Annotated in this window: 27 protein-coding genes; 21 read left to right on the forward strand and 6 right to left on the reverse strand. The window is 64.1% G+C overall.

What is annotated here, in order from left to right; translation table 11 throughout:
• The first annotated feature begins 21 nt into the window (after nucleotides 1-21).
• The 3 genes from pyrR to BM154_RS15175 are packed head-to-tail and all read left to right on the forward strand — an operon-like array spanning nucleotide 22 to nucleotide 2818.
• Nucleotides 22-543, forward strand: coding sequence for a bifunctional pyr operon transcriptional regulator/uracil phosphoribosyltransferase PyrR (gene pyrR, locus BM154_RS15165; protein WP_074885731.1), 522 nt, complete (start codon nucleotides 22-24; stop codon nucleotides 541-543).
• Nucleotides 540-1547, forward strand: a complete 1008-nt coding sequence (locus BM154_RS15170; RefSeq protein ID WP_013789441.1) for an aspartate carbamoyltransferase catalytic subunit — start codon at nucleotides 540-542, stop codon at nucleotides 1545-1547. Before pyrR ends, BM154_RS15170 begins: the two co-directional genes overlap by 4 nt.
• The gene (locus tag BM154_RS15175; protein ID WP_074885734.1) at nucleotides 1547-2818 is read left to right on the forward strand and encodes a dihydroorotase; all 1272 of its coding nucleotides are present in this window, start codon (nucleotides 1547-1549) and stop codon (nucleotides 2816-2818) included. Before BM154_RS15170 ends, BM154_RS15175 begins: the two co-directional genes overlap by 1 nt.
• Nucleotides 2819-2934: 116 nt before the next feature.
• Here the strand turns inward: BM154_RS15175 and BM154_RS15180 are convergent, their stop codons facing one another.
• A complete protein-coding gene (locus BM154_RS15180; RefSeq protein ID WP_074885737.1) occupies nucleotides 2935-3333 on the reverse strand; it encodes an NINE protein in 399 nt (132 codons plus the stop codon).
• A gap of 139 nt (nucleotides 3334-3472) precedes the next feature.
• Between BM154_RS15180 and BM154_RS15185 the strand changes: the two genes are divergently transcribed.
• Both BM154_RS15185 and BM154_RS15190 read left to right on the forward strand, forming a co-directional pair.
• Nucleotides 3473-4684, forward strand: coding sequence for a putative DNA modification/repair radical SAM protein (locus BM154_RS15185; protein ID WP_074885739.1), 1212 nt, complete (start codon nucleotides 3473-3475; stop codon nucleotides 4682-4684).
• The gene (locus BM154_RS15190; RefSeq protein WP_074885742.1) at nucleotides 4684-5541 is read left to right on the forward strand and encodes a TIGR03915 family putative DNA repair protein; all 858 of its coding nucleotides are present in this window, start codon (nucleotides 4684-4686) and stop codon (nucleotides 5539-5541) included. Before BM154_RS15185 ends, BM154_RS15190 begins: the two co-directional genes overlap by 1 nt.
• Nucleotides 5542-5631: 90 nt before the next feature.
• Here the strand turns inward: BM154_RS15190 and BM154_RS15195 are convergent, their stop codons facing one another.
• Together BM154_RS15195 and BM154_RS15200 are read right to left on the reverse strand one after the other, a co-directional pair.
• Nucleotides 5632-6777: a PilT/PilU family type 4a pilus ATPase gene (locus BM154_RS15195; protein WP_074885745.1), complete on the reverse strand. Its 1146-nt coding sequence runs from the start codon at nucleotides 6775-6777 to the stop codon at nucleotides 5632-5634.
• Between the two features lie 209 nt (nucleotides 6778-6986).
• Nucleotides 6987-8021 carry a type IV pilus twitching motility protein PilT gene (locus BM154_RS15200; RefSeq protein ID WP_070885862.1) on the reverse strand — a complete coding sequence of 345 codons (1035 nt, stop codon included), beginning with the start codon at nucleotides 8019-8021 and terminating at the stop codon, nucleotides 6987-6989.
• A gap of 136 nt (nucleotides 8022-8157) precedes the next feature.
• On the opposite strand from BM154_RS15200, the gene BM154_RS15205 reads away from it, so the two are divergent.
• The 11 genes from BM154_RS15205 (at nucleotide 8158) to BM154_RS15255 (ending at nucleotide 17364) form a co-directional block, all read left to right on the forward strand.
• Nucleotides 8158-8844 carry a YggS family pyridoxal phosphate-dependent enzyme gene (locus BM154_RS15205; RefSeq protein ID WP_074885749.1) on the forward strand — a complete coding sequence of 229 codons (687 nt, stop codon included), beginning with the start codon at nucleotides 8158-8160 and terminating at the stop codon, nucleotides 8842-8844.
• A gap of 37 nt (nucleotides 8845-8881) precedes the next feature.
• Nucleotides 8882-9700, forward strand: a complete 819-nt coding sequence (proC, locus tag BM154_RS15210; protein ID WP_074885752.1) for a pyrroline-5-carboxylate reductase — start codon at nucleotides 8882-8884, stop codon at nucleotides 9698-9700.
• An 11-nt stretch (nucleotides 9701-9711) separates the two neighbouring features.
• Nucleotides 9712-10302, forward strand: coding sequence for a YggT family protein (locus BM154_RS15215; protein ID WP_074885755.1), 591 nt, complete (start codon nucleotides 9712-9714; stop codon nucleotides 10300-10302).
• Between the two features lie 145 nt (nucleotides 10303-10447).
• Nucleotides 10448-10744, forward strand: a complete 297-nt coding sequence (locus tag BM154_RS15220; RefSeq protein WP_074885758.1) for a DUF167 domain-containing protein — start codon at nucleotides 10448-10450, stop codon at nucleotides 10742-10744.
• A gap of 108 nt (nucleotides 10745-10852) precedes the next feature.
• Nucleotides 10853-12835 (forward strand): dynamin-like GTPase family protein, encoded by a 1983-nt coding sequence (locus BM154_RS15225; protein WP_074885761.1) that lies wholly within the window; start codon nucleotides 10853-10855, stop codon nucleotides 12833-12835.
• Between the two features lie 121 nt (nucleotides 12836-12956).
• A complete protein-coding gene (metX, locus tag BM154_RS15230; protein WP_074885765.1) occupies nucleotides 12957-14096 on the forward strand; it encodes a homoserine O-succinyltransferase MetX in 1140 nt (379 codons plus the stop codon).
• A 2-nt stretch (nucleotides 14097-14098) separates the two neighbouring features.
• Complete coding sequence (metW, locus tag BM154_RS15235; RefSeq protein ID WP_074885767.1) at nucleotides 14099-14719, forward strand: methionine biosynthesis protein MetW; 621 nt, start codon at nucleotides 14099-14101, stop codon at nucleotides 14717-14719.
• An 8-nt stretch (nucleotides 14720-14727) separates the two neighbouring features.
• Complete coding sequence (locus BM154_RS15240; RefSeq protein WP_139225466.1) at nucleotides 14728-15132, forward strand: DUF4426 domain-containing protein; 405 nt, start codon at nucleotides 14728-14730, stop codon at nucleotides 15130-15132.
• Complete coding sequence (gene rdgB, locus BM154_RS15245) at nucleotides 15129-15722, forward strand: RdgB/HAM1 family non-canonical purine NTP pyrophosphatase (RefSeq protein WP_074885769.1); 594 nt, start codon at nucleotides 15129-15131, stop codon at nucleotides 15720-15722. The genes BM154_RS15240 and rdgB overlap by 4 nt, the downstream gene beginning before the upstream one ends.
• Before the next feature lie 84 nt (nucleotides 15723-15806).
• Nucleotides 15807-16961, forward strand: a complete 1155-nt coding sequence (hemW, locus tag BM154_RS15250) for a radical SAM family heme chaperone HemW (protein ID WP_139225467.1) — start codon at nucleotides 15807-15809, stop codon at nucleotides 16959-16961.
• A gap of 79 nt (nucleotides 16962-17040) precedes the next feature.
• Nucleotides 17041-17364 carry a DUF3392 domain-containing protein gene (locus BM154_RS15255; RefSeq protein ID WP_070885853.1) on the forward strand — a complete coding sequence of 108 codons (324 nt, stop codon included), beginning with the start codon at nucleotides 17041-17043 and terminating at the stop codon, nucleotides 17362-17364.
• Between the two features lie 7 nt (nucleotides 17365-17371).
• Here the strand turns inward: BM154_RS15255 and BM154_RS15260 are convergent, their stop codons facing one another.
• The 3 genes from BM154_RS15260 to rph form a co-directional block, all read right to left on the reverse strand.
• Nucleotides 17372-18370, reverse strand: coding sequence for a hypothetical protein (locus BM154_RS15260; protein WP_074885772.1), 999 nt, complete (start codon nucleotides 18368-18370; stop codon nucleotides 17372-17374).
• A 132-nt stretch (nucleotides 18371-18502) separates the two neighbouring features.
• Entirely contained in the window at nucleotides 18503-18874 is a 372-nt protein-coding gene (locus BM154_RS15265; protein WP_074885775.1) for a DUF4870 domain-containing protein, read from the reverse strand.
• Nucleotides 18875-18900: 26 nt separating this feature from the next.
• Nucleotides 18901-19623 (reverse strand): ribonuclease PH, encoded by a 723-nt coding sequence (rph, locus tag BM154_RS15270; RefSeq protein WP_074885778.1) that lies wholly within the window; start codon nucleotides 19621-19623, stop codon nucleotides 18901-18903.
• A gap of 161 nt (nucleotides 19624-19784) precedes the next feature.
• On the opposite strand from rph, the gene BM154_RS15275 reads away from it, so the two are divergent.
• From BM154_RS15275 to BM154_RS15295, 5 genes are all read left to right on the forward strand, one after another.
• On the forward strand, nucleotides 19785-20648 hold the full coding sequence (locus BM154_RS15275; protein ID WP_074885782.1) for a YicC/YloC family endoribonuclease: 864 nt from the start codon (nucleotides 19785-19787) through the stop codon (nucleotides 20646-20648).
• A gap of 95 nt (nucleotides 20649-20743) precedes the next feature.
• A complete protein-coding gene (gmk, locus tag BM154_RS15280) occupies nucleotides 20744-21364 on the forward strand; it encodes a guanylate kinase (protein ID WP_074885785.1) in 621 nt (206 codons plus the stop codon).
• A 178-nt stretch (nucleotides 21365-21542) separates the two neighbouring features.
• A complete protein-coding gene (gene rpoZ / locus BM154_RS15285; protein WP_013789418.1) occupies nucleotides 21543-21806 on the forward strand; it encodes a DNA-directed RNA polymerase subunit omega in 264 nt (87 codons plus the stop codon).
• 60 nt (nucleotides 21807-21866) lie between these two features.
• On the forward strand, nucleotides 21867-23975 hold the full coding sequence (gene spoT / locus BM154_RS15290) for a bifunctional GTP diphosphokinase/guanosine-3',5'-bis pyrophosphate 3'-pyrophosphohydrolase (protein WP_074885789.1): 2109 nt from the start codon (nucleotides 21867-21869) through the stop codon (nucleotides 23973-23975).
• A gap of 182 nt (nucleotides 23976-24157) precedes the next feature.
• Nucleotides 24158-24538: a RidA family protein gene (locus tag BM154_RS15295; RefSeq protein ID WP_013789416.1), complete on the forward strand. Its 381-nt coding sequence runs from the start codon at nucleotides 24158-24160 to the stop codon at nucleotides 24536-24538.
• The last annotated feature ends 31 nt before the right edge of the window (nucleotides 24539-24569 follow it).

Raw genomic sequence — 24569 nt, forward strand, 5'->3', positions numbered from 1 at the left:
CCCGGCCACAAGGAGCTTTAGATGAGCCTACCCAACCCCGCCGAACTACTGCCGCAGATGGCCGCCTCGTTGAACAGCCACCTGAACCGCCGGCAGATCGCCACGCCACGCTTCATCGGCATCCGCACCGGCGGCGTGTGGGTGGCTCAGGCGCTGCTGGAGCAACTGGGCCGTGACGAGCCGCTGGGCGTGCTGGACGTCTCCTTCTACCGCGACGACTTCACCCAGAACGGCCTGCACCCCCAGGTGCAACCGTCCGAACTGCCGTTCGAGATCGAAGGCCAGCACCTGGTGCTGATCGACGACGTACTGATGAGTGGACGCACCATCCGCGCGGCGCTGAACGAATTGTTCGACTATGGCCGCCCAGCCAGCGTGACCCTGGTCAGCCTGCTCGACCTGGATGCCCGCGAGTTGCCGATTCGCCCCGACGTGGTCGGCGCGACGCTGTCGCTGGCAGCCGATCAGCGGGTAAAATTGTCCGGCCCCGCGCCCTTCACCCTCGAACTCCAGACGCTTTCCGACCAAGGCCGTCCGCAATGACCGCACTCGATGCCAAGCGCCCGCTGCAACTGAACGACCAGGGCCAGTTGCGCCATTTCCTGTCCCTCGACGGCCTGCCCCGCGAGCTGCTGACGGAAATCCTCGACACCGCCGACTCCTTCCTGGAAGTCGGCGCACGCGCCGTGAAGAAGGTCCCGCTGCTGCGCGGCAAGACCGTGTGCAACGTGTTCTTCGAGAACTCCACGCGTACCCGCACCACCTTTGAGCTGGCAGCCCAGCGCCTGTCGGCCGACGTGATCAGCCTCAACGTGTCGACCAGTTCGACCAGCAAGGGCGAGACGCTGTTCGACACCCTGCGCAACCTGGAAGCCATGGCCGCCGACATCTTCGTGGTGCGCCATGCCGGCTCCGGCGCCGCGCACTTCATCGCCGAGCACGTTTGCCCGAACTTGGCGATCATCAACGGTGGCGACGGCCGCCATGCGCACCCGACCCAGGGCATGCTCGACATGCTGACCATCCGTCGCCACAAGGGCAGCTTCGAGAACCTTTCGGTGGCCATCGTCGGCGACATCCTGCATTCGCGGGTGGCGCGCTCCAACATGCTGGCACTGAAAACCCTCGGCTGCCCGGACATCCGCGTGATCGCGCCGAAGACCCTGCTGCCCATCGGCCTGGAAGAAAGCTACGGCGTGCGGGTGTTCAGCGACGCCAATGAAGGCCTCAAGGATGTCGACGTGGTGATCATGCTGCGCCTGCAGCGCGAGCGCATGACCGGCGGCCTGCTGCCCAGCGAGGGCGAGTTCTACCGCCTGTTCGGCCTGACCGAACAGCGCCTGAAGCTGGCCAAGCCCGACGCCCTGGTCATGCACCCGGGGCCGATCAACCGTGGCGTGGAGATCGAGTCGGCGGTGGCCGACGGCCCGCAGTCGGTGATCCTCAACCAGGTCACCTACGGCATCGCCATCCGCATGGCCGTGCTGTCCATGGCCATGAGCGGCCAGAACGCGCAACGCCAACTCAACGCTGAGGAGCACAACTGATGCGAACCCGTATCCTCGGCGCCCGCGTCATCGACCCGAGCAGCGGCCTCGATCAGGTCGCCGATCTGTATATAGAAGGCGGCAAGCTGAGCGCTATCGGCCAGGCCCCGGCGGGCTTCGAAGCCGAGCAGACCCTGGAAGCCAGCGGCCTGGTCGCCGCGCCCGGCCTGGTCGACCTGTCCGTCGCCCTGCGCGAACCCGGCTACAGCCGCAAGGGCAGTATCGCCAGCGAAACCCTGGCCGCCGCGGCCGGCGGCGTCACCAGCTTGTGCTGCCCACCGATCACCAAACCGGTACTGGACACCTCGGCAGTGGCCGAACTGATCCTCGACCGCGCCCGCGAAGCCGGGCATGCCAAGGTGTTCCCCATCGGTGCCCTGAGCAAGGGGCTCGACGGCGAGCAGCTTGCCGAACTGGTCGCCCTGCGCGATGCCGGCTGCGTGGCGTTCGGCAACGGCCTGAACAACTTCCGCAACGCGCGCACCCTGCGCCGCGCCCTGGAATACGCCGCCACTTTCGACCTTACGGTGATCTTCCACTCCCAGGATCATTACCTCGCCGAAGGCGGCCTGGCCCATGAAGGCGCCACGGCCAGTTTCCTCGGCCTGTCGGGCATCCCGGAAACCGCCGAGACCGTGGCCCTGGCCCGCGACCTGCTGCTGGTCGAGCAGAGCGGCGTGCGCGCGCACTTCAGCCAGCTGACCAGTGCCCGTGGCGCCCAGTTGATCGCCGATGCCCAGGCCCGCGGCCTGCCGGTGACCGCCGACGTGGCGCTGTACCAGCTGATCCTCACCGACGAAGCGCTGATCGACTTCTCCAGCCTCTACCACGTGCAGCCGCCGCTGCGCACCCGTGCCGATCGCGACGGTCTGCGCGAAGCGGTGAAGAGCGGCGTGATCAGCGCCATCTCCAGCCATCATCAGCCCCACGAGCTCGACGCCAAACTGGCGCCGTTCGGTGAAACCGAACCCGGTATGAGTGGTGTGCAACTGCTGCTGCCGCTGGCCATGACCCTGGTACAGGACGGCCTGCTCGATCTGCCGACCCTGCTCGCACGCCTGAGCAGCGGCCCGGCCCAGGCGCTACGCCTGCCGGCAGGTCAGCTCAAAGCTGGCCATGCGGCAGATATTCTGCTGTTCGATCCGCAAGCCTCCACCGTGGCCGGTGAGAGCTGGTACTCCAAGGGCCGCAACAGCCCGTTCCTCGGCCACTGCCTGCCGGGTCAGGTGCGTTACACCCTGGTGGACGGGCATATCAGCTTCCAAGGCTGATCTACCACCGGCTCATGTGGGAGCGGGCCATGCCCGCGAAATAATCCGCATCAACCAGGCATCCCTATCGCCCCACAAGGGCCGGCAGCGATGCCTGGCTTCACCTTCCAGCAACCTTATCCGATACGTGCATTCTCGATCGACACCTGATTGTTCAGCGTCCACAGGTCGTAGAGCACGCCGACCAGAAACAGCCCGCCGGTCAGCAGGTAGAGAATCCCGGTGATCCACTTGCCCTGGTACATGCGGTGCGCGCCGAAGATGCCCAGAAAGGTCAGCAGGATCCAGGCGACGTTGTAGTCGATCCGCCCGGAGGTGAAACGCAGGTCCGCCTCGCGATCCATCGCCGGAATCAGGAACAGGTCGATGATCCAGCCAATGAACAGCAGGCCCAGGGTGAAGAACCAGATGGTGCCGGTCACCGGCTTGCCGTAATAGAAGCGGTGCGCTCCCAGGAAGCCGAAGATCCACAGCAGGTAGCCGATGATCTTGCTGTGGGTATCAGGACGCTGCATCAGATTCTCCAGAAAGAAAGGTTGATTCACTTCGATCCATGACGGCGGCGCTGGTTTCGCCTTTCACCGACGAGACGACCTTGCGGGCGCCTGAAGCCTGCCCGATACTGTACATAAATACAGCTATCGAATCGTACCCATGGAATTGATCGAAAAGCTTACCGTACTTGCCGACGCCGCCAAATACGATGTGTCCTGCGCCAGCAGCGGTGCTCCCAAGCGCAGCTCGAAAGGCCAGAGCGGCATGGGCGCCACTGATGGCATGGGCATCTGCCACAGTTTCACGCCCGACGGGCGCTGTGTCGCACTGCTGAAGATCCTGCTGACCAACTTCTGCCTGTACGACTGCCAGTACTGCGTCAACCGTCGCTCCAGTGACGTGCCCCGCGCGCGCTTCACACCCGAGGAAGTGGTCACCCTGACCCTGGATTTTTACCGCCGCAACTGCATCAGCGGGCTATTTCTCAGCTCCGGCATCATTCGCTCGGCGGACTACACCATGGAGCAGCTCAACCGGGTCGCCAAGCTGCTGCGCGAGGAGCATGAGTTTCGCGGCTACATCCACCTCAAGACCATCCCTGACGCCTCGCCGGAGTTGATCGCCGAAGCCGGCCGCTATGCCGATCGCCTCAGCGTGAATATCGAGTTGCCCACCGAAACCAGCCTGATCCGCCTGGCGCCGGAAAAGAGCGTGGCGCCGATCAAGCAGGCCATGGGCACCATCCGTAATGGCGTGGATGAGGCCGACAGCGAGAAGCGCGCGCCGGCCTTCGCACCGGCCGGGCAAAGCACGCAGATGATCGTCGGTGCCGACACCACCGACGACAGCACCATCCTGCACACCGCCCAGTCGCTGTACGGTGACTTTCGTCTCAAGCGCGTCTACTACTCGGCGTTCAGCCCAATTCCGGGAAGCCCCAATACCGTCCCCTTCGAGGCACCGCCGCTATTGCGCGAGCACCGCCTGTATCAGGCGGACTTTCTGATGCGCGGCTACGGCTTCAAGGCCACCGAGTTGCTCGACGGCCCCGGTAACCTGGCCCTGGATATCGATCCCAAGCTGGCCTGGGCGCTGAACAACCGCCAGCACTTCCCCGTCGATCTGAACCGCGCCGACGTCACACTGATCGCCCGCATTCCCGGCATCGGCGTGCTCAGCGCCCAGCGCCTGGTCGCACTGCGCCGCCAGAAGCGCATCCGTTTTGCGGACGTCGGCCGCCTGCGCTGCGTGCTGGAAAAAGCCAAACCATTCATCGTCACCCAGGATTACCGCCCGGCTCAGGCGACCCGTGAATCCCTGGTGCTGCGCCAACAATTGAGCGAAGCGCCGCAACAGATGGGGCTCTGGTGATGCACGCGGTGCACTTCGACGGCAGCTTCGCCGGCTGGCGGGATGCTGCCCGAGCGCAATTGCGCCAAGGCATGGCGCCGCATCAACTGAGCTGGGTGCAGGACAGCCAGGAAAACCAGGATCTCTTCGCCGGGCTGGAAGCGCCTCAACCCGCCGCGGCTGCCGACCGACCCGTACGGGTTCCGCGCGCCCTGATCGAACAACTGGAAAGCGCCGCTCGTTTTCGCTGTGCGCAGCGCTGGGCCTTGCTGTACCGCATTCTCTGGCGCGTCGCCAACGGTGACCATGCCGCCATGCTGGCGGGCGATATCGACGGCAGCGAACTGCACGCCCGCCTCAAGGCGGTGCGTCGTGAAGCGCACCACCTGCATGCCTTCCTGCGCTTCAAACCGCGGGATGCGACTGCAGGAGGGCCGGAACTGGTGGCGTGGCACGAACCGGCCCACGACATCCTGGCCAGCGCCTCGGGGCATTTCGCCGAGCGCCTCGGCCGGCAGACCTGGCTGATCGCCACGCCGGACGATGGCGTGTACTGGGACGGTGAGAAACTGCAGCACGCCAACCCCTGCCCGCCGGAGTGGCAACGCCTGGCCCAGGGCACCGACGACCGCAACGAAGCGATGTGGCTGGCCTACTACGGCAGCACCTTCAACCCGGCGCGGCTCAACCGCAGCGTGCTGGAAACCAATATGCCGGTGCGCTTCTGGCGCAACCTGCCGGAAGGCCCGCTGATTCCCCGCCTGATGAGCCAGGCCCGGGCCGGCGCCCAGGTCGATGGCCAGGCCGAGGCGGTGGCAGCCCGGCCTGGAAAGCGTATCAGCGCGGACGCCGAGAAAGTGCTGCCGGTGCGGCAATGAACCGCACAGGGTTGCTGCGCGCTATCAGCAAGGCAACAGAAAACCCGCCGAAGCGGGTTTGTTCTTATCGGCCACCGAGGTAACCAGCGCTCAACGAAAGCGCCGACCCTGATCTTCGTCGCTGATTTCCAATGACAGCCCCTGGGACACGGTGGTCAGGTGTTCGCCATCGGTTTCCGAGCCGAGCTTGATCATCAGGCGCAGGTCGTTGGCCGAGTCGGCATACAGCAGGGCGTCTTCGTAGGTGATCTCGCCCTGGCTGTAGAGGTTGTAGAGCGCCTGGTCGAAGGTCTGCATGCCGTGCTCGGTGGAGCGCTTCATCAGCGCCTTGAGCTCGTGCACCTCGCCCTTGCGGATCAGGTCGGCGGCCAGCGGCGTGTTGATCAGCACCTCGATCACCGCACGGCGGCCCTTGCCATCGGGCGTGGGGATCAGCTGCTGGGCGACGATGGCCTTGAGGTTGAGCGACAGATCCATCCACACCTGGTTCTGCCGATCGGCCGGGAAGAAGTTGATGATCCGGTCCAGCGCCTGGTTGGCGTTGTTGGCGTGCAGGGTAGCCAGGCACAGGTGGCCGGTTTCGGCGAAGGCCACGGCGTGATCCATGGTCTCGCGGGTGCGCACCTCGCCGATCAGGATCACGTCGGGCGCCTGGCGCAGGGTGTTTTTCAGGGCGATTTCGAAGGAGTCGGTGTCGATGCCCACTTCACGCTGGGTGACGATGCAGTTCTGGTGCTGGTGGATGTACTCGATCGGGTCTTCGATGGAGATGATATGGCCGCTGCTGTTCTTGTTGCGGTAGCCGATCATTGCCGCCAGCGAGGTGGACTTGCCGGTACCGGTGGCACCGACGAACAGCACCAGGCCGCGCTTGGTTAGCGCCAGCTTCTTGAGGATTTCCGGCAGCTTGAGGTCATCGAGCGTCGGGATGTTGGTCTCGATACGGCGCAGCACCATGCCAGCCAGGTTGCGCTGGTAGAAGGCGCTGACCCGGAAGCGGCCGATACCCCGGGCGCTGATGGCGAAGTTGCACTCATGGTTCTCGGCGAAATCGCGGCGCTGCTGCTCGTTCATCACCCCGTGCACGGTTTCGCGGGTCATTTCCGGCGAAAGTGGCGTCTTGGTCACCGGCATGATCTTGCCGTTGACCTTCATCGACGGCGGCACGCCAGCGGTGATGAACAGGTCGGAACCACCTTTCTCGACCATCAGGCGCAACAGTTTCTCGAATTCCATGGATGCTTACCTAAATGCGCTGGCGCGATGTTCAATTGCCGGCGGGTGTATACCCGCCTGCCGGGCCAAGAATCTGTTCACGATCTTGCGAGCTAGAGCGATACAAGGCAAAAACAAGCGAGGAAGCGGAGTTTACAAGTGGTAAATGAGCATTCCGAGCTTGTTTTTAACGCAGTAGCGCCGACGCGCAGCTGATCGTGAATAGATTCTCAGAAGTTTTCGGGGGTCTTGGCTTTTTCTCTAGCACTTTCGCGGCTGACCAGGCCTTTGGACACCAGCCTTTTCAGGCACGCATCCAGGGTTTCCATGCCCAGCGCACCGCCGGTCTGGATGGCCGAGTACATCTGTGCCACCTTGTCTTCGCGGATCAGGTTACGGATCGCCGGGGTGCCGATCATGATTTCATGGGCCGCTACCCGGCCGCCGCCGATCTTTTTCAGCAGGGTCTGGGAAATTACCGCCTGCAGGGATTCGGAGAGCATGGAGCGAACCATGGATTTCTCTTCGGCCGGGAACACGTCGACCACCCGGTCGATGGTCTTGGCGGCGGAGGTGGTGTGCAGGGTGCCGAACACCAGGTGACCGGTTTCCGCAGCGGTCAGCGCCAGGCGGATGGTTTCCAGGTCGCGCATCTCACCGACCAGGATGATGTCCGGGTCTTCACGCAGCGCCGAGCGCAGGGCTTCGGAGAAGCCGTGGGTATCACGGTGCACTTCACGCTGGTTGATCAGGCATTTCTTCGATTCATGAACGAATTCGATCGGGTCTTCGACGGTAAGAATGTGGTGGTACTTGTTGCTGTTGATGTAGTCGAGCATTGCCGCCAGGGTGGTGGATTTGCCCGAACCGGTCGGCCCGGTCACCAGCACCAGCCCGCGCGGCACGTCGGAGATCTTCTTGAAGATCTCGCCCATGCCTAAGTCTTCCATGCTCAGCACTTTCGACGGAATGGTCCGGAATACCGCGCCACTGCCGCGGTTCTGGTTGAAGGCGTTGACCCGGAAGCGCGCCACGCCGGGCACCTCGAAGGAGAAGTCGGTCTCCAGGAACTCTTCGAAGTCCTTGCGCTGCTTGTCGTTCATGATGTCGTAGATCAGCGCGTGCACCTGCTTGTGATCCAGAGCAGGCAGGTTGATCCGGCGCACATCGCCGTCGACCCGGATCATCGGCGGCAAGCCTGCTGAAAGGTGCAGGTCCGACGCGCCTTGCTTGGCGCTGAAGGCCAGCAGCTCGGTGATATCCATGGGACTCCCTAATGACGGTAGAATGCCGCGTAACTTAAGGATGGGGGCCTTGGGGGATCACCAGGCGGCTGCGCGAGCACGCCCTTGGCAGACCACCGTGGGGCCCGCAGAAACGCTCAGGCGGCAGGCGCAGGTAATGTCCACGATAGCAGAGAATATTGCAAAGGTCGGTGTGCGGATCCGTGAGGCGGCGCAAGCCTCGCAGCGGGATTTTTCATCCATTGGCCTGCTTGCCGTAAGCAAGACCAAGCCCGCCGCGGCCATTCGTGAAGCGCACGCGGCCGGTCTGCAGGATTTTGGCGAGAATTACCTGCAGGAAGCACTGGACAAGCAGACGCTGCTCGCCGACCTGCCGCTGACCTGGCATTTCATCGGCCCTATCCAGTCCAACAAGACCCGCCCCATCGCCGAGCACTTCGCCTGGGTGCATTCGGTGGACCGCCTGAAGATCGCCGAACGCCTGAGTGCCCAGCGCCCGGCCGAGCTGCCGCCGCTGAACATCTGCCTGCAGGTCAACGTCAGCGGCGAAGCCAGCAAGTCCGGCTGCCACCCGGACGAACTCATGGCGCTGGCACAGGCGGTTACAAGACTGCCCAACCTGCGCCTGCGCGGATTGATGACAATTCCCGAGCCCACCGACGACGTGGCCCAGCAGCGTGCGGCATTCGCCCGCCTGCGCGCCTTGCGGGACGGCCTGAACCTCGATCTCGACACCCTGTCCATGGGCATGAGCCACGACCTCGAAGCGGCCATCGCCGAGGGCGCCACCTGGGTGCGCATCGGTACCGCGCTGTTCGGCGAACGCGACTATGGCAAGGCCTGAATCCCCCGATTTCGACTATCCCGATAGGAACCCCACCATGACCACTCCCCGCATCGCCTTTATCGGCGCCGGCAACATGGCTGCCAGCCTGATCGGCGGGCTGCTCGCCCAGGGCGTACCGGCCAGCACCATTCGCGCCAGCGACCGTGGCGCCGAGCAGCGCGAGAAGATCGCCGCCGAGCACGGTGTCGAGGTGGTAGCCAGCAATGCCGAGGCCTGCCGTGACGCGGAGGTGATCGTACTGGCGGTCAAGCCGCAGGTGATGAAGGACGTCTGTGTCGATCTGGCGCCCCACCTGCAGGCCGGCCAGTTGATCGTCTCCATCGCCGCCGGCATCACCAGCGCCAGCCTGGAAAACTGGCTGGGCAAGCGCGCCATCGTGCGCTGCATGCCCAACACGCCGTCGCTGCTGCGCCTGGGCGCCAGCGGCCTGTATGCCAATGCGCAGGTCAGCGCCGAACAACGCCAGCAGGCCGAACAGTTGCTGGGCGCTGTCGGCATGGCGGTGTGGCTGGACGAGGAAAAACTGATCGACGCGGTCACGGCCGTGTCCGGCAGCGGCCCGGCCTACTTCTTCCTGCTGATCGAGGCAATGACCGCCAGCGGCGAGAAGCTCGGCCTACCTCGCGACGTCGCTGCCAAACTGACGCTGCAAACCGCCCTGGGCGCCGCGCAGATGGCGTTGAACAGCGACGTCGATGCCGCCGAGCTGCGCCGCCGCGTCACCTCGCCGGCCGGCACCACCGAAGCGGCCATCAAGACATTCCAGGCTGGCGGCTTCGCAGCCCTGGTCGAGCAGGCCGTCAACGCCGCCGACGGGCGCTCGGCCGAGCTGGCCGAACAACTGGGTCAATAAGGAGACAATCAATGATCGGTCTGAACACCGCAGCCATTTACATCCTGCAGACCATCGGCAGCTTCTACCTGCTGATCGTGCTGCTGCGCTTCATCCTGCAACTGGTCCGCGCGGACTTCTATAACCCGCTCAGCCAGTTCATCGTGCGCGCCACCCACCCTTTGCTCAAGCCGCTGCGCCGCATCATCCCCAGCATCGGCGGCCTCGACCTGGCCTCGCTGGTGCTGGCGCTGATCGTGCAGTTCGTGTTGATGGCCCTGACCCTGATGTTGATGGGCGTCGGCGTCGGCGATCCGCTGCTGATCCTGGTGTGGTCGATCATTGGCGTCACCGCCCTGCTGCTCAAGGTGTTCTTCTTCGCCCTGATCATCAGCGTGATCCTCTCCTGGGTCGCCCAGGGCACCCATAACCCGGCGGCCCTGCTGGTCAACCAGATCTGCGAACCGCTGCTGGCACCGATCCGCCGCATCCTGCCCAACCTGGGCGGCCTGGACCTGTCGCCGATCGTGGCATTCCTGATCCTCAACCTGATCGACATGCTGGTGATCCGCAACCTGGCGATCAGCACCGGTATGTTCAGCGGCCTGAGTCTGGCGATCTAAGCTCTCATGATCTGCTGCGCGTCGGCCCTACTGCGTTAAAAACAGGCTCGGACTGCTCATTTACAACTCGTAAACTCCGCGTCCTCGCCTGTTTTTGCCTTGTAGGGCTCTAGCTCGCGAGATCATGAACAGGTTCTAGAAATCGATGAGTTTCTACCGCTGGGACGGCGATGCGCTAATACTCGACTGCCACCTGCAGCCCAAGGCGAGCAACGATGCCTTCGCCGGGCTGCACGGTGAACGCCTGAAGATCCGCCTCACCGCCCCGCCGGTGGACGGCAAGGCCAATGCCCACCTGCTGGCCTTTCTGGCCGAAGCCTTCGGCGTCGCCAAGAGCCAGGTCACTCTGCTAAACGGCCAGCAAAGCCGCCAGAAGCGCGTGCGCATCCAGGCACCCGCCACATTGCCGGCCGAACTCGGCCTGACCGCTCGCCCGTCCTGAACGACCATCAGGTGCCATTGCGACACAGTGCCATTGACGTGGCCCTGTGCCCTCGCATAATGCTCGGCAGCCCGCATCAACGCCGATGCCCTGTCAGGGAACCCACCAATGAGCATGGAACGTCTCAGTGAGCAGGTCGATGCCTATGTCGCCTGGAAGCGCGAACTGGTCCGCGAGATCACCCGCTACCGCAGTTGGCTGGCCCATAACCGGTTGAGCAGCGAAGGCGTGGAGGCGCGCCTGGAGCGAGCGTTGCGCCTGCTGCGCACTGACCACATCACCCTGGCGTTCGTCGGCGAGTTCTCCCGCGGCAAGACCGAGCTGATCAACAGCCTGTTCTTCTCCGAATACGGCCAGCGCCTGCTGCCGTCCCAGGCTGGGCGCACCACCATGTGCCCCACGGAAATTCTCTTCGATCCGGGCTCCGAGCAGCCGTACATCCGCCTGCTGCCGATCGAGACGCGGATCGCCGAGGCCAGCGTGGCGCAGTTCAAGCGCACGCCGCGCCATTGGGTGAGTATCACCCTGGACACCCGCGACCCGGAAAGCATGGCCAAGGCCTTCGCACAGGTCGCCGCCAGCAAGGCCATGCCGGTGGAGAAGGCCATCAGCCTGGGCTTTCACCCGGACAACCTGGAAAGCACCGACAAATCCGGCCAGGTGCTGGTGCCGGCCTGGCGCCATGCCATCGTCAACTTCGATCACCCGCTACTGCGCCAGGGCCTGCGCATTCTCGACACGCCGGGCCTCAACGCCCTGGGCTGCGAGCCGGAGCTGACCCTGTCGATGCTGCCCAGCGCCCAGGCGGTGATCTTCCTGCTGTCCGCCGATACCGGGGTCACCGCCAGCGACCTGGATATCTGGCAGCAACACGTGCAGCCGCTCGACGAAGAGCGCCAGGGCTGCCTGTACGCGGTGCTGAACAAGATCGACGTGCTGTGGGACGACCTGGCCGGCGATACCTTCGTCGCCAATGCCATCGAGCGGGTGCGCATGCAGGCGGCCCGTCACCTGGGCATCGCGGCCCGGGACATTCTGCCGTTGTCGGCCAAACAGGCATTGCTCGCCAAGGTGCGCAAGGATCCGGCGCTGCTGGCACGCAGCCAGATGGCCGAGCTCGAGACGCTGCTCTGCGAGCGCATCGTCGCGCAAAAGGAACAGCTGCTCGAAGAGCGCGTGGTGCGCCAGGTGCTGGCCATGCTCAACAACAGCCAGCACGTGCTCGGTCTGCGCCTGGCCAAGGTCAACGAGCAGTTGCAGCTGCTCGACGGCCGTCGCCAGGACAACGGCCAGATGCTCATGGAGCTGACCAGCCGTACCAAGGACGACCACACCCTGCACCACAAGCGCCTGGTGGCGCTGCGCACCAATCAGCGCTTGCTGCGTAACCAGGGCGAACGCCTGAAGACCTCGGCCCAGGCAGAGAAACTCGAGGCGCACCTTGCCCAGTTGCGCCGCCAGCTCAACGGCGCCTGGACGACGCTGGGCATCAACCAGTCGATTCTGAATTTCTTCACCGCCGTCGAGGATGACCTGCACAGCCTGGCCCACGACGCCGACATGGCCAACCGCATGGTCGAGGCCATCTACCGCCGGCACAACGAGGAAAACCCGCTGCAGGCGGTCGATGCACCACGCTTCGAGCTGACCGACTACGTGCGCGAGCTGCGCCATCTGCAGAAGAAGGCCGACCGTTTCCGCCTGGGCCTCAAAGCGCTGCTGACCGAACAGCGCAGCCTCAGCCGGCGCTTCTTCGCCACCCTGGTGCAGGAAGTCATCGGCCTGCACCGCCGGCTGCGCCGCGATGCCGAGCGCTGGGCCGACGAGGCACTGATGCCGCTGATGCAGCACAGCCTGGAGCACAAGCAGTTGCTGGAGGGCCACATGCTGCGCCTCAAGGCCCTGGCCCAGGACACCCAGCACGGTCGCCAGCGCCACCAGCAACTGGCCCAGTATGCCGAGGAGCTCAAGGGGCAGCTGGCCCAGGCCGGCGACATGCTGCGCGTGATGCGCCGGCCGGCGCCCATCCAGCGCCAGGCCAAGGTGGTCACCCTCAAGGGCATGCCGCGCCCGGTCGGCAATGCCGAATAGCCCCCAGATGCCGCCGCTAGTGGGCTCGGCTAGCGCGGCCAGCAGTTTCCTTGCCGCTGACAGGCGCGCTCTTTAGACTGCTGCACTTTCCTACATCCCTTTTCTTAGCCGAGCAGAGTCGATGTCGACTGTTTTTCCTCAAGACTCCGTTGGCCTGGTAACGCCGCAGATCGCCCGTTTTGCCGAGCCACTGGCGCTGGCCTGCGGGCGCAGCCTGGCCGATTACCAGCTGACCTACGAAACCTACGGCGAGCTCAACGCCAGCGCCAGCAACGCGGTGCTGATCTGCCACGCGCTGTCCGGCCATCATCATGCCGCTGGCTACCACAGCGCCGACGACCGCAAGCCGGGCTGGTGGGACAGCTGCATCGGCCCGGGCAAGCCGATCGATACCAACAAGTTTTTCGTCGTCAGCCTCAACAACCTCGGCGGCTGCAACGGCTCGACCGGCCCGTCGGACCTCAACCCGGCGACCGGCAAACCGTTCGGCGCCGACTTTCCGGTGATGACCGTGGAAGACTGGGTCAACAGCCAGGCGCGCCTGGCCGACCTGCTGGACATCGGGCAGTGGGCAGCGGTGATCGGCGGCAGCCTGGGCGGCATGCAGGCCATGCAGTGGACGATCAGCTACCCCGACCGCGTGCGCCACTGCCTGGCCATCGCCTCGGCGCCGAAACTGTCGGCGCAGAACATCGCCTTCAACGAAGTGGCGCGCCAGGCGATTCTCACCGACCCAGAATTCCACGGCGGGCACTTCCAGGACCAGGGGGTGATTCCCAAGCGCGGCCTGATGTTGGCGCGCATGGTCGGCCACATCACCTACCTGTCCGATGACGCCATGGGCGAGAAATTCGGCCGTGGCCTGAAGAACGAAAAGCTCAACTACGACTTCCACAGCGTGGAATTCCAGGTCGAGAGCTACCTGCGCTACCAGGGCGAAGAGTTCTCCGGGCGCTTCGATGCCAATACCTATCTGCTGATGACCAAGGCGCTGGATTACTTCGACCCGGCCGCCGAACACGATGGCGACCTGGCCAAAACCCTGGCCAAGGCCAAGGCGGATTTCTGCGTGATGTCATTCACCACCGACTGGCGCTTTTCGCCGGCCCGCTCGCGGGAGATCGTCGACGCCCTGCTCGCCGCTCGCAAGAACGTCTGCTACCTGGAAATCGACGCACCCCAGGGCCACGACGCTTTCCTGATGCCGATTCCCCGCTATCTGCAGGGTTTTGCCAGCTACATGAAACGGATCGAGGTGTAAGCATGCGAGCCGACCTAGAGATCATCCAGGAATGGATTCCAGCCGGCAGCCGCGTCCTCGACCTGGGCTGCGGCGACGGCGAACTGCTCGCCTGGCTGGGCGCCAACAAGCAGGTCACCGGCTACGGCCTGGAGATCGACGCGGACAAGATCGCCCAGTGCATCGGCAAGGGCGTCAACGTCATCGAGCAGAACCTCGACGAGGGCCTGGGCAACTTCGCCAGCGACAGCTTCGACGTGGTGGTCATGACCCAGTCGCTGCAAGCGCTGCACTTTCCCGACAAGGTGCTGGCCGAGATGCTGCGCGTCGGCAAGACCTGCATCATCACCTTTCCCAACTTCGGCCACTGGCGCTGCCGCTGGTACCTGGCCAGCAAGGGCCGCATGCCGGTGTCGGACTTCCTGCCCTACACCTGGTACAACACGCCGAACATCCACTTCTGCACCTTCGAAGACTTCGAACGCCTGTGCCATCAGCAGAGCGCCCGGGTGCTCGACCGCTTGGCCGTGGACCGCGAGCACCGGCATGGCTGGGCCAGCCGCAGCTGGCCAAACCTGTTTGGCGAGATCGGCATCTACCGCATCAGCGGCCACAACGCGCACGACGTGCGCATCGCCAACTAGGCCACCCCATGCGCCTGTTCGCCATGTTGATCGTGCTGACCGTGAGCCTGTCGGCCACTGCCGCTGAACGCATGCAGCGCCTTGGCGATCTGCAGGTGCATTACAGCGCCTTCAACGCCAACTACCTGCAACCGCAGATCGCCCAGGCCAGCGGCCTGGTGCGCAGCGCCAAGCTGGGGGTGTTGAATATCAGCGTGCTGCGCGGCGGCAAGCCGACGGCAGCAGAGATCAGCGGCGAGGTGAAGAACGTGCTGGGCCATGGCCAGGCGCTGACCTTCGTCGAACAGCGCGAGGGCGAATTCGTTTCCTACCTGGCGCAGTTTCCCATCGAATCCCGTGAAGTGCTGCTGTTCAACCTGCAGGTGAACGGCCAGCGCCTGGACTTCAACCAGGAACTCTTTCCGGAGCCATGATGCCTTTTCCAGAACTCGTCCTCGCCAGCCACAACGCCGGCAAACTCAAGGAACTGCAAGCCATGCTCGGCGACCGTGTGCGCCTGCGCTCGGTTGGTGAGTTCAGCCAGGTGGAACCGGAGGAAACCGGCCTGTCGTTCGTCGAGAATGCCATCCTCAAGGCCCGCAACGCCTCGCGCCTGTCCGGCCTGCCGGCGCTGGCCGACGACTCCGGCCTGGCGGTGGACTTTCTCGGCGGCGCGCCGGGCATCTACTCGGCCCGCTACGCCGATGGCCAGGGCGACGCCGCCAACAACGCCAAGCTGCTGGCCGCCCTCAAGGAGGTGCCGGACGCCGAGCGCGGCGCCCAGTTCGTCTGCTGCCTGGCCCTGGTACGGCATGCCGACGACCCGCTGCCGATCCTCTGCGAAGGCCTGTGGCACGGTCGCATCCTCCACGAAGCCCGTGGCGAGCACGGTTTCGGCTACGACCCGCTGTTCTGGGTCGAGGAGCGCCAGTGCTCCAGCGCCGAACTGTCACCGGCCGACAAGAACCAGCTCAGCCACCGCGCCATTGCCATGCAGTTGCTCAAGCAGCGTCTGGGTTTATAAGCGGTTCCAAATGGGGCGTTTCGTCCACGCGCTTTGGCAGTTTGCCCAACTCGTGCCACGATAGCGCCCCGCAACCACCCTGCCGTGATCCAAAAGCCCGTGTTCCAGCTGCCCCCTTTGGCCCTGTACGTCCATATTCCCTGGTGCGTGCGCAAGTGCCCCTACTGCGACTTCAACTCCCACGCCGCCGGCCCCAATCTGCCGGAAGAGGCCTACGTCGATGCGCTGCTCGCCGACCTCGACAGTGATCTGCAGCAGGCTTATGGCCGGCCGCTGACCTCGATCTTCTTTGGCGGCGGCACACCCAGCCTGTTTTCTGCCAAGGCCCTTGGCCGCCTGCTGGAAGGCGTGGAGCGACGCATCCCGTTCGCCGGCGATATCGAGATCACCCTGGAGGCCAACCCGGGCACCTTCGAGCAGGAGAAATTCGCCGCGTACCGACGCCTTGGCATCAATCGCCTGTCGATCGGCGTGCAGAGCTTCCAGGCGGAAAAACTCAAGGCCCTGGGGCGTATCCATGATGGCGATGAAGCCGTGCGCGCCGCCGACATGGCCCGCGCCGCCGGCTTCGACAATTTCAATCTGGACCTGATGCACGGCCTGCCGGATCAGTCCCTGGACGACGCCCTGGGCGACCTGCGCATCGCCATCGCCCAGGCACCTGCGCACCTGTCCTGGTATCAGCTGACGGTGGAACCCAACACGGTGTTCTGGAACCAGCCACCGGTGCTGCCCGAAGACGACACCCTGTGGGACATCCAGGAAGCCGGCCAGGCCCTGCTTGCCGAACACGGCTATGCCCAGTACGAAGTCTCGGCCTACGCCCAGCCCGAGCGCATGGCGCGGCACAATCTGAACTACTGGACCTTTGGCGACTTTCTCGGCATTGGCGCCGGCGCCCACGGCAAGCTGAGCACGCCGGACGGGCGCATCAGCCGTACCTGGAAAACCCGCCTGCCCAAGGATTACCTCGACCCCGCCAAGCGATACAGCGCTGGCGAGCGCGTCCTCACCGTCGATGAGCTGCCGTTCGAGTTCCTCATCAATGTGCTGCGCCTGAGCGATGGTTGCGCCGCTGAGCTGTTCAGCCAGCGCACCGGCCTGCCCCTCGACCACCTGGCAGAGGCGCGCGCTCAGGTCGAGCAACGCGGCATGCTGCACAAGGACCCGACACGCCTGGCAGCGACCCGAGAAGGCCAGCTGTTTCTCAATGATCTGCTGCAGTACTTTCTGCCCTGAATCACCGGTGCCCGCGAACCAAAGCCGCGTCGGATGATCCCAGGCAGCAGGATTCAATCGTCATGCCAGAGGAGCAACCATGGATTATGTGCTGGACCTGATCGCCACCGTGTCACGCTGGAGCCGTGGCCATCTCAGCGAGATTTCCCTGGGGCTCATGGCCACCCTGCTGGTGCTGTTCGGCCCGGCGATCAACGCCTGGATACAGGGCCGCATCGGCAGCCTTAACTTCGTGCTGCGCACCCTGATATTCGTCGCGGTCTGCGTGGTCGGCTACGGCCTGGCGCTGGTCTACCTGACGCCCCTGCTGACCCAGTTGCTCGGCCATTTCAACAACTACACCCTGGCACCGGTGTTGCTGGTGGTGATGTTCCTGATCGGCGTACTGGCCGATCGCAGCTAGGCAGGCATCACGGCGCGACCTTGAACCAGTCGATCACGCCCACGTCCCCATTGCGGTGAGTGCCCAGCACCTCACCATCGGCAGTCTGCTCCACCGACAGGTCGGCTTCGAGGGGCTTACCGTCACGCTGATCGACAGCGGGCGCCTCGGCGATTGGGCTGAACAGCAGATTGCCGTGAAACGCCCGCACCCGAGTACCTGCCGGGTAATGCATGCTGCCCAACTGCAAGGGCTCCACCAGCTCGCCCTGCCAATCCTGCAGCTGGCCATAAGGACCATCGAGCCACAGATTCCATAGGCGTAGGTTCAGGCCCTGAAAACGCACGGGTGCATCCCCGGGCTCCAGCTGCCAGCGACGATTTTCCACGGCGTGCACTGCCATCGGTTGTGCCCAGGTAACACCGGCCACCTCGCTTCCAGGCGCCAGCGTGCAACTTTCCAGCTGCCATACCTTGGGGTTGAAGCGCTCAGCGGATGAATATCGGAAGGTGACAGCGGCCTCTGCCGAGCAAAGCCAACCACCCAGCCGGGCCGCCTCAACCAGCTTTGCCTCGCCGGTTGTGTCGCCCAGCTCAAGGCTGCGCACGGCGGCGCCGCGTACCACAGCGGGCTCGCCATCGAACTGCGCGCGCTGCAGGCTTTGCAAACCACCGGGCAGCGTGTCGCCGCTGAGGTTCCTGAACGGTTCCAGGCGCTCGATGCGCACTTGCGTGCCAGCCGGCAACAGCAAATCACCGAGCACCTGCTCGGAATTCAGGCGAGGGTTGAGCGCACGCTGGTCGAGCCAGTGATTGAACTGCCAGCGCACGAACTCGAAGGTCGGCAAGCTACCTGCGGCGAGAAACACGCCAAGCAACCCGAACCACCAGCCGCGCGCGAAGATGAAGCGTCTGGCACGTTGATTCAGCAACGCGACGATCAAACCGGCCAACACCGCAGCGCAAATCACCGAGACCAGCAGGAACAGCGATCCGAGCATCATGGCCAGAGGGTTGATGGGGATCATGGGCGTCCTTGTGAGCGCAATAAGGCAATTTCGCCGCAGAGCTTAAAAGTCGCCCACAATCGAATCAACACCTGGTTACACTTCAACAAAAAAGCCAGCAATGAGCTGGCTTTTTCTTCGATCAGGCGCTGATCATTTAATCAACCGTAGGCAGAACGGGTATCGGTAGGGCTTTCCCTCACCGGCCTTGATGCCGCCGATGATGGTCAGCACCACGGTGCCGATGCACAACAGGCCCATCAGCAGGAAGCCGATCAGCACCAGCATCAGCAGCAGGCAGACAATGCCGGCGATGGCCACGGTCAGCTGGAAGTTGAGCGCTTCCTTGCCCTGTTCGTCGATAAAGGCGTGCTGCTCCTTCTTGATCTGCCAAACCACCAGCGGACCGATCAGGTTGCCGAAGGGGAACACGAAGCCGAGGGCGGCGGCGAAGTGGCAGATCATCGCCCACTGACGCGCGTCCTTGTCGGGCTCGGCAGGCGTTACAGTGTCACGTTCATCCATCACGGCTCTCCTCGGTCAAAGGCCGGTCATTCGGCCAGTGCAGCCTGCTGCAGGGCGAACAGCTCGCCCATGCCCTGTTGCGCCAGGGCCAGCATGGCATTCAGTTCAGCGGGCTGGAAAGGCGCGCCTTCGGCAGTGCCCTGCACCTCGATGAAGCCCCCGGTGCTGGTCATCACCACGTTGAGGTCGGTCTCGGCCGCGGAGTCTTCCAGGTAATCCAGGTCGAGTACCGGCTCACCCTGGTAGATGCCCACGGAAACGGCAGCGATCATCTGCTTGAGCGGGTCGCCGCCTTTCAGGCCGCCACGTTTCTTCATCACCTTCAGGGCATCGACCAGCGCCACCATGGCACCGGTGATCGATGCGGTGCGGGTGCCGCCGTCGGCCTGGATCACGTCGCAGTCGACATACAGGGTATTTTCGCCCAGTTTGCTCATGTCCAGCGCGGCGCGCAGCGAGCGACCGATAAGCCGCTGGATTTCCAGGGTCCGACCGCCCTGCTTGCCCTTGCTGGCTTCACGCTGGTTACGGTCGCCGGTGGCGCGCGGCAGCATGCCGTACTCGGCGGTCACCCAACCCTGGCCCTGGCCTTTCAGAAAGCGCGGTACGCCCTGCTCGACGCTGACGGTGCAAATCACCTTGGTATCACCGAACTCCACCAGCACCGAACCCTCGGCATGCTTGGTGTAGTTGCGAGTGATGCGGATCGAACGCAACTGATCGGCGGCGCGGCCACTGGGACGTTTCATCAAAATACCTGCTCTCGAGTAGAATCTGCCGCGCATTATAGGGGCTGTTGCCACCGGGCCGCGACCGCGACCGCCCGATGGCGCCGCGCGGCGTTTGGGAGCCACCGGCGCACTGCGCTACAATCGTCACCTTTGCCCCGCCGCAACCTGAGGTAAGCCGCATGATCCACAGCATGACAGCCTTCGCCCGCACCGAGCAGGCAGGTGCCAACGGCACCCTGAGCTGGGAGCTGCGTTCGGTCAACCACCGCTACCTCGAGCCCCATCTGCGCCTGCCGGAAGCCTTCCGCGACCTCGAAGGCGCGGTCCGCGAAGCACTGCGTCAGGGCCTGTCGCGCGGCAAGGTGGAATGCACCCTGCGCTTTAGCGAAGAGAGCACCGGCAAGCCACTGCAGGTCGATCGCGAACGGGCCACCCAACTGATTGCCGCCGCTGAAACCGTCGCGACCCTGATCAAGCAGCCCGCGCCGCTGAACCCGCTGGAAGTGCTGGGCTGGCCCGGCGTGCTGGTGGCCGATGGCAGCGACCCGCAAGCGCTCAACAAGGCTGCGCTGGCGCTGTTCGGCGACGCCCTCGACGAACTGAAGAATGGCCGCGGCCGCGAAGGCGCCGAGCTGGCCAAGCTGCTCAATGAACGCCTCGACAGCATGCTTGAGGAGGTGGCCGCCCTGCGTGAGCTGGTGCCGCAAATGCTCGAAGCGCAACGCCAGAAGATCCTCGAGCGTTGCCGCGAAATGCAGGCCGAGCTCGACCCGCAGCGACTGGAGCAGGAGCTGGTGATGCTCGCCCAGAAGAGTGATGTGGCCGAAGAGCTGGACCGCCTCAACACCCACGTCAGCGAAGTGCGCCGCGTGCTGAAAGCCGGCGGCGCGGCAGGCCGCCGCCTGGATTTCCTCATGCAGGAACTCAACCGCGAAGCCAACACCCTCGGCTCCAAGGCGTTTGACCCGCGCAGCACCCAGGCCGCGGTCAACCTCAAGGTGCTGATCGAGCAGATGCGCGAGCAGGTGCAGAACATCGAGTAAGGCCGTAAAAATTCGCTGCCTCGCTGAGGTTTTTTGCAAGCCAGATAGAGGCGCCGAGGCGCCTTTCCGAATTCAATCCGTTTCAGGACAGATCCATGAGCACCACCAGCGGCACGCTGTACATCATTTCCGCCCCCTCGGGCGCCGGCAAGAGCAGCCTGGTGAACGCGCTGATCGACAGCGAGCCGCACATTCGCGTGTCGGTGTCGCACACCACCCGCGCCATGCGCCCAGGTGAAGCTAACGGCGTGCATTACCACTTCGTGGATCACGCGCAGTTCACCGCCATGCTCGAGCGCGGCGAATTTCTCGAGCATGCGCAAGTGTTCGACAATTTCTACGGCACCTCGCAGCGCGCGCTGGAGAAGACCCTGGCCGAAGGTATCGACCTGATCCTGGAGATCGACTGGCAAGGCGCCCAGCAGGTGCGCCGCCTGATGCCCAAGGCGAAGTCGATCTTTATCCTGCCGCCAACGCGCGAAGCGCTGCGCCACCGCCTGACCAGCCGCGGCCAGGACAGCGGCGAGATCATCGAGCGCCGCATGCGCGAAGCGGTCAGCGAAATGAGCCATTATGTCGAATACGATTACCTGGTGATCAACGATGACTTTTCCCACGCGCTCAGCGACCTGAAAGCGATCTTCCGCGCCAACCAGTTGCTGCAGCCGTCGCAACAGGAGCGCCATCTGGGCTTGCTGAACGAACTGCTGGCCTAGGCCACGGGCGCATGAACGGCTGAAAACCGTCCTTTGGGCGGCGAAAATCCCCTCTTGCGCCGCGAACTTGTGCCTCTCGGCGAGTTTCGCTTCCCTTAATGCTGGCGTTTTTCTAGACTATTCAGTCCGCTCGCCCATTCGGGCCCAGCTAATTTTTGCATTCGCTACGAGGAACACCATGGCCCGCGTTACCGTTGAAGACTGCCTGGACAACGTCGATAACCGCTTCGAGCTGGTCATGCTCGCCACCAAGCGCGCTCGTCAGATCGCCACCGGCGGCAAAGAGCCGAAAGTGGCGTGGGAAAACGACAAGCCGACCGTGGTCGCCCTGCGTGAAATCGCCAGTGGCCTGGTAGACGCCGAAATCGTCGCCCAGGAAGACATCATCGAAGAAGAACCGCTGTTCGCAGCCTTCGAGGAAGAGGCCAACGAGCCTCTGTAAGCCTATGCCCGGTCGAAAGCGTTCTTCGCAGGTGCAGCATGCGCGCCAGGGGAGTTTCCCATGGCGGGCATAGACGCTCTTGCCGACAGGCTTTCGGGCTATCTGGGCGCCGAACAGGTCAATCTGGTTCGGCGCGCCTACTTCTACGCCGAGCAGGCCCACGACGGGCAACGTCGCCGTAGCGGTGAAGCCTACGTGACCCACCCGCTGGCCGTGGCCAGCATCCTCGCCGACATGCACATGGACCATCAGAGCCTGATGGCCGCCATGCTGCATGACGTGATCGAAGACACCGGCATTGCCAAGGAAGCCCTGCACGCGCAGTTTGGCGAATCCGTGGCGGAGCTGGTCGACGGTGTCAGCAAGCTGACCCAGATGAACTTCGAGACCAAGGCCGAGGCCCAGGCCGAGAACTTCCAGAAGATGGCCATGGCTATGGCGCGCGACATTCGCGTGATCCTGGTCAAGCTGGCCGACCGCCTGCACAACATGCGCACCCTGGAAGTGCTGTCCGGCGAGAAGCGCCGGCGCATCGCCAAGGAAACCCTGGAGATCTACGCCCCCATCGCCAACCGGTTGGGCATGCACAGCATGCGCGTGGAATTCGAGGACCTGGGTTTCAAGGCCATGCACCCGATGCGCTCCGAGCGCATCCGCGCCGCCGTGCGCCGTGCCCGCGGCAACCGCAAGGAAATCGTCACGCGCATCGAGGAATCGCTGCTGCACTGCCTCGAACGCGAAGGCCTGAGCGGTGAGGTGGTGGGCCGCGAGAAGCATCTGTACAGCATCTACCAGAAGATGCGTGGCAAGCGCCGGGCCTTCAACGAGATCATGGACGTCTACGCCTTTCGCATTGTGGTCGACAAGGTCGATACCTGCTATCGCGTGCTTGGCGCCGTGCACAACCTGTACAAGCCGCTGCCCGGCCGTTTCAAGGACTACATCGCGATTCCCAAGGCCAACGGCTACCAGTCGCTGCACACCACGCTGTTCGGCATGCACGGGGTGCCCATCGAGATCCAGATCCGCACCCGCGAGATGGAAGAGATGGCCAACAACGGCATTGCCGCGCACTGGCTGTACAAGTCCAACGAGGACGAAACGCCAAAGGGCAACCACGCCCGTGCGCGCCAGTGGGTCAAGGGCGTGCTGGAGATGCAGCAGCGCGCCGGCAACTCCCTGGAGTTCATCGAGAGCGTGAAGATCGACCTGTTCCCGGACGAGGTCTACGTGTTCACGCCCAAGGGCCGCATCATGGAGCTGCCCAAAGGCTCCACGGCCGTGGACTTCGCCTATGCAGTGCACACCGATGTCGGCAATACCTGCATCGCCTGCCGTATCAACCGGCGCCTTGCGCCGTTGTCCCAGGCCCTGGAAAGCGGCTCCACGGTGGAAATCGTCAGCGCCCCGGGCGCCCGCCCCAACCCGGCCTGGCTGAATTTCGTGGTCACCGGCAAGGCGCGCACCCATATCCGCCACGCCCTCAAGCTACAGCGCCGCTCGGAGTCGGTAAACCTTGGCGAGCGCCTGCTCAACAAGGTGCTGGCCAGCTTCGAGAGCCACCTGGAAAAGGTGCCTGCCGAACGCCAGCTGGCGGTGCTCAACGAATATCGCCTGGAAACCTTCGACGACCTGCTCGAAGACATCGGCCTGGGCAACCGCATGGCCTACGTGGTGGCGCGGCGCCTGCTGGCCAGTGACGGCGAGGAACTGCCCAACGCCGAAGGCCCCCTGGCGATTCGCGGCACCGAGGGCCTGGTACTCAGCTACGCCAAATGCTGTACGCCGATTCCGGGCGACCCGATCGTCGGCCATCTCTCGGCCGGCAAAGGCATGGTGGTGCACCTGGACACCTGCCGCAATATCAGCGAAGTGCGCCACAACCCGGAGAAATGCATCCAGCTGGCCTGGGCCAAGGATGTGACGGGCGAGTTCAATGTCGAACTGCGCGTCGAGCTGGAGCATCAGCGCGGCCTCATCGCCCTGCTGGCCGGCAGCGTCAACGCCGCCGACGGCAACATCGAGAAGATCAGCATGGACGAGCGCGACGGCCGCGTCAGCGTGGTCCAGCTGGTGGTCAGCGTGCATGATCGCGTGCACCTGGCCCGGGTGATCAAGAAGCTGCGCACCCTGCCGGGCGTCATGCGCATCACCCGCATGAAGGCGTGACCTAGCGCGCCGCTGCAGCCTTCGAAGCCAGCTCTCCTACTCGTCGATACCGCTACCTGGAAGCGTCACCGCTTATCCCAAAGGCGCAACGACGCCCGTCGTGGCTTGAGGCGGCGAACGCCAGCCTGTAGCCTGCCTGCGTCCGTCTTGCAGCCTGAGGCTGCCCTATCAAGGAGTTCTCCATGAGCAAGAGCGTCATCAACAGCGACAAGGCCCCGGCCGCCATCGGCACCTACTCCCAGGCCATCAAGGCCGGCAATACCGTCTACCTGTCCGGGCAGATCCCCCTGGATCCCAAGACCATGGAGCTGGTGGAAGGCTTCGAAGCCCAGACCGTGCAGGTCTTCGAGAACCTCAAGTCGGTGATCGAAGCCGCTGGTGGCTCGTTCAAGGACGTCGTGAAGCTGAACATCTTTCTCACCGACCTTTCCCACTTCGCCACCGTCAACGAAGTCATGGGCCGTTACTTCCAGCAGCCCTACCCGGCACGCGCCGCCATTGGCGTGGCTGCCCTGCCGAAAGGCGCCCAGGTGGAAATGGACGGTATCCTGGTCATCGACTGACCTGGCGCATGCCCGGAGCCGCGCCTCCGGG

It is taken from the genome of Phytopseudomonas argentinensis, from assembly GCF_900113905.1.
Classification (GTDB): Bacteria; Pseudomonadota; Gammaproteobacteria; order Pseudomonadales; family Pseudomonadaceae; genus Aquipseudomonas; species Aquipseudomonas argentinensis.

Excerpts from the sequence above, each read along its gene's own strand:
- pyrR (WP_074885731.1), top strand. The coding sequence starts at position 22 with ATGAGCCTACCCAACCCCGCCGAACTACTGCCGCAGATGGCCGCCTCG.
- BM154_RS15170 (WP_013789441.1), top strand. The coding sequence starts at position 540 with ATGACCGCACTCGATGCCAAGCGCCCGCTGCAACTGAACGACCAGGGC.
- BM154_RS15175 (WP_074885734.1), top strand. The coding sequence starts at position 1,547 with ATGCGAACCCGTATCCTCGGCGCCCGCGTCATCGACCCGAGCAGCGGC.
- BM154_RS15180 (WP_074885737.1), bottom strand. The coding sequence starts at position 3,333 with ATGCAGCGTCCTGATACCCACAGCAAGATCATCGGCTACCTGCTGTGG.
- BM154_RS15185 (WP_074885739.1), top strand. The coding sequence starts at position 3,473 with ATGGAATTGATCGAAAAGCTTACCGTACTTGCCGACGCCGCCAAATAC.
- BM154_RS15190 (WP_074885742.1), top strand. The coding sequence starts at position 4,684 with ATGCACGCGGTGCACTTCGACGGCAGCTTCGCCGGCTGGCGGGATGCT.
- BM154_RS15195 (WP_074885745.1), bottom strand. The coding sequence starts at position 6,777 with ATGGAATTCGAGAAACTGTTGCGCCTGATGGTCGAGAAAGGTGGTTCC.
- BM154_RS15200 (WP_070885862.1), bottom strand. The coding sequence starts at position 8,021 with ATGGATATCACCGAGCTGCTGGCCTTCAGCGCCAAGCAAGGCGCGTCG.
- BM154_RS15205 (WP_074885749.1), top strand. The coding sequence starts at position 8,158 with ATGTCCACGATAGCAGAGAATATTGCAAAGGTCGGTGTGCGGATCCGT.
- proC (WP_074885752.1), top strand. The coding sequence starts at position 8,882 with ATGACCACTCCCCGCATCGCCTTTATCGGCGCCGGCAACATGGCTGCC.
- BM154_RS15215 (WP_074885755.1), top strand. The coding sequence starts at position 9,712 with ATGATCGGTCTGAACACCGCAGCCATTTACATCCTGCAGACCATCGGC.
- BM154_RS15220 (WP_074885758.1), top strand. The coding sequence starts at position 10,448 with ATGAGTTTCTACCGCTGGGACGGCGATGCGCTAATACTCGACTGCCAC.
- BM154_RS15225 (WP_074885761.1), top strand. The coding sequence starts at position 10,853 with ATGAGCATGGAACGTCTCAGTGAGCAGGTCGATGCCTATGTCGCCTGG.
- metX (WP_074885765.1), top strand. The coding sequence starts at position 12,957 with ATGTCGACTGTTTTTCCTCAAGACTCCGTTGGCCTGGTAACGCCGCAG.
- metW (WP_074885767.1), top strand. The coding sequence starts at position 14,099 with ATGCGAGCCGACCTAGAGATCATCCAGGAATGGATTCCAGCCGGCAGC.
- BM154_RS15240 (WP_139225466.1), top strand. The coding sequence starts at position 14,728 with ATGCGCCTGTTCGCCATGTTGATCGTGCTGACCGTGAGCCTGTCGGCC.
- rdgB (WP_074885769.1), top strand. The coding sequence starts at position 15,129 with ATGATGCCTTTTCCAGAACTCGTCCTCGCCAGCCACAACGCCGGCAAA.
- BM154_RS15255 (WP_070885853.1), top strand. The coding sequence starts at position 17,041 with ATGGATTATGTGCTGGACCTGATCGCCACCGTGTCACGCTGGAGCCGT.
- BM154_RS15260 (WP_074885772.1), bottom strand. The coding sequence starts at position 18,370 with ATGATCCCCATCAACCCTCTGGCCATGATGCTCGGATCGCTGTTCCTG.
- BM154_RS15265 (WP_074885775.1), bottom strand. The coding sequence starts at position 18,874 with ATGGATGAACGTGACACTGTAACGCCTGCCGAGCCCGACAAGGACGCG.
- rph (WP_074885778.1), bottom strand. The coding sequence starts at position 19,623 with ATGAAACGTCCCAGTGGCCGCGCCGCCGATCAGTTGCGTTCGATCCGC.
- BM154_RS15275 (WP_074885782.1), top strand. The coding sequence starts at position 19,785 with ATGATCCACAGCATGACAGCCTTCGCCCGCACCGAGCAGGCAGGTGCC.
- gmk (WP_074885785.1), top strand. The coding sequence starts at position 20,744 with ATGAGCACCACCAGCGGCACGCTGTACATCATTTCCGCCCCCTCGGGC.
- rpoZ (WP_013789418.1), top strand. The coding sequence starts at position 21,543 with ATGGCCCGCGTTACCGTTGAAGACTGCCTGGACAACGTCGATAACCGC.
- spoT (WP_074885789.1), top strand. The coding sequence starts at position 21,867 with ATGGCGGGCATAGACGCTCTTGCCGACAGGCTTTCGGGCTATCTGGGC.
- BM154_RS15295 (WP_013789416.1), top strand. The coding sequence starts at position 24,158 with ATGAGCAAGAGCGTCATCAACAGCGACAAGGCCCCGGCCGCCATCGGC.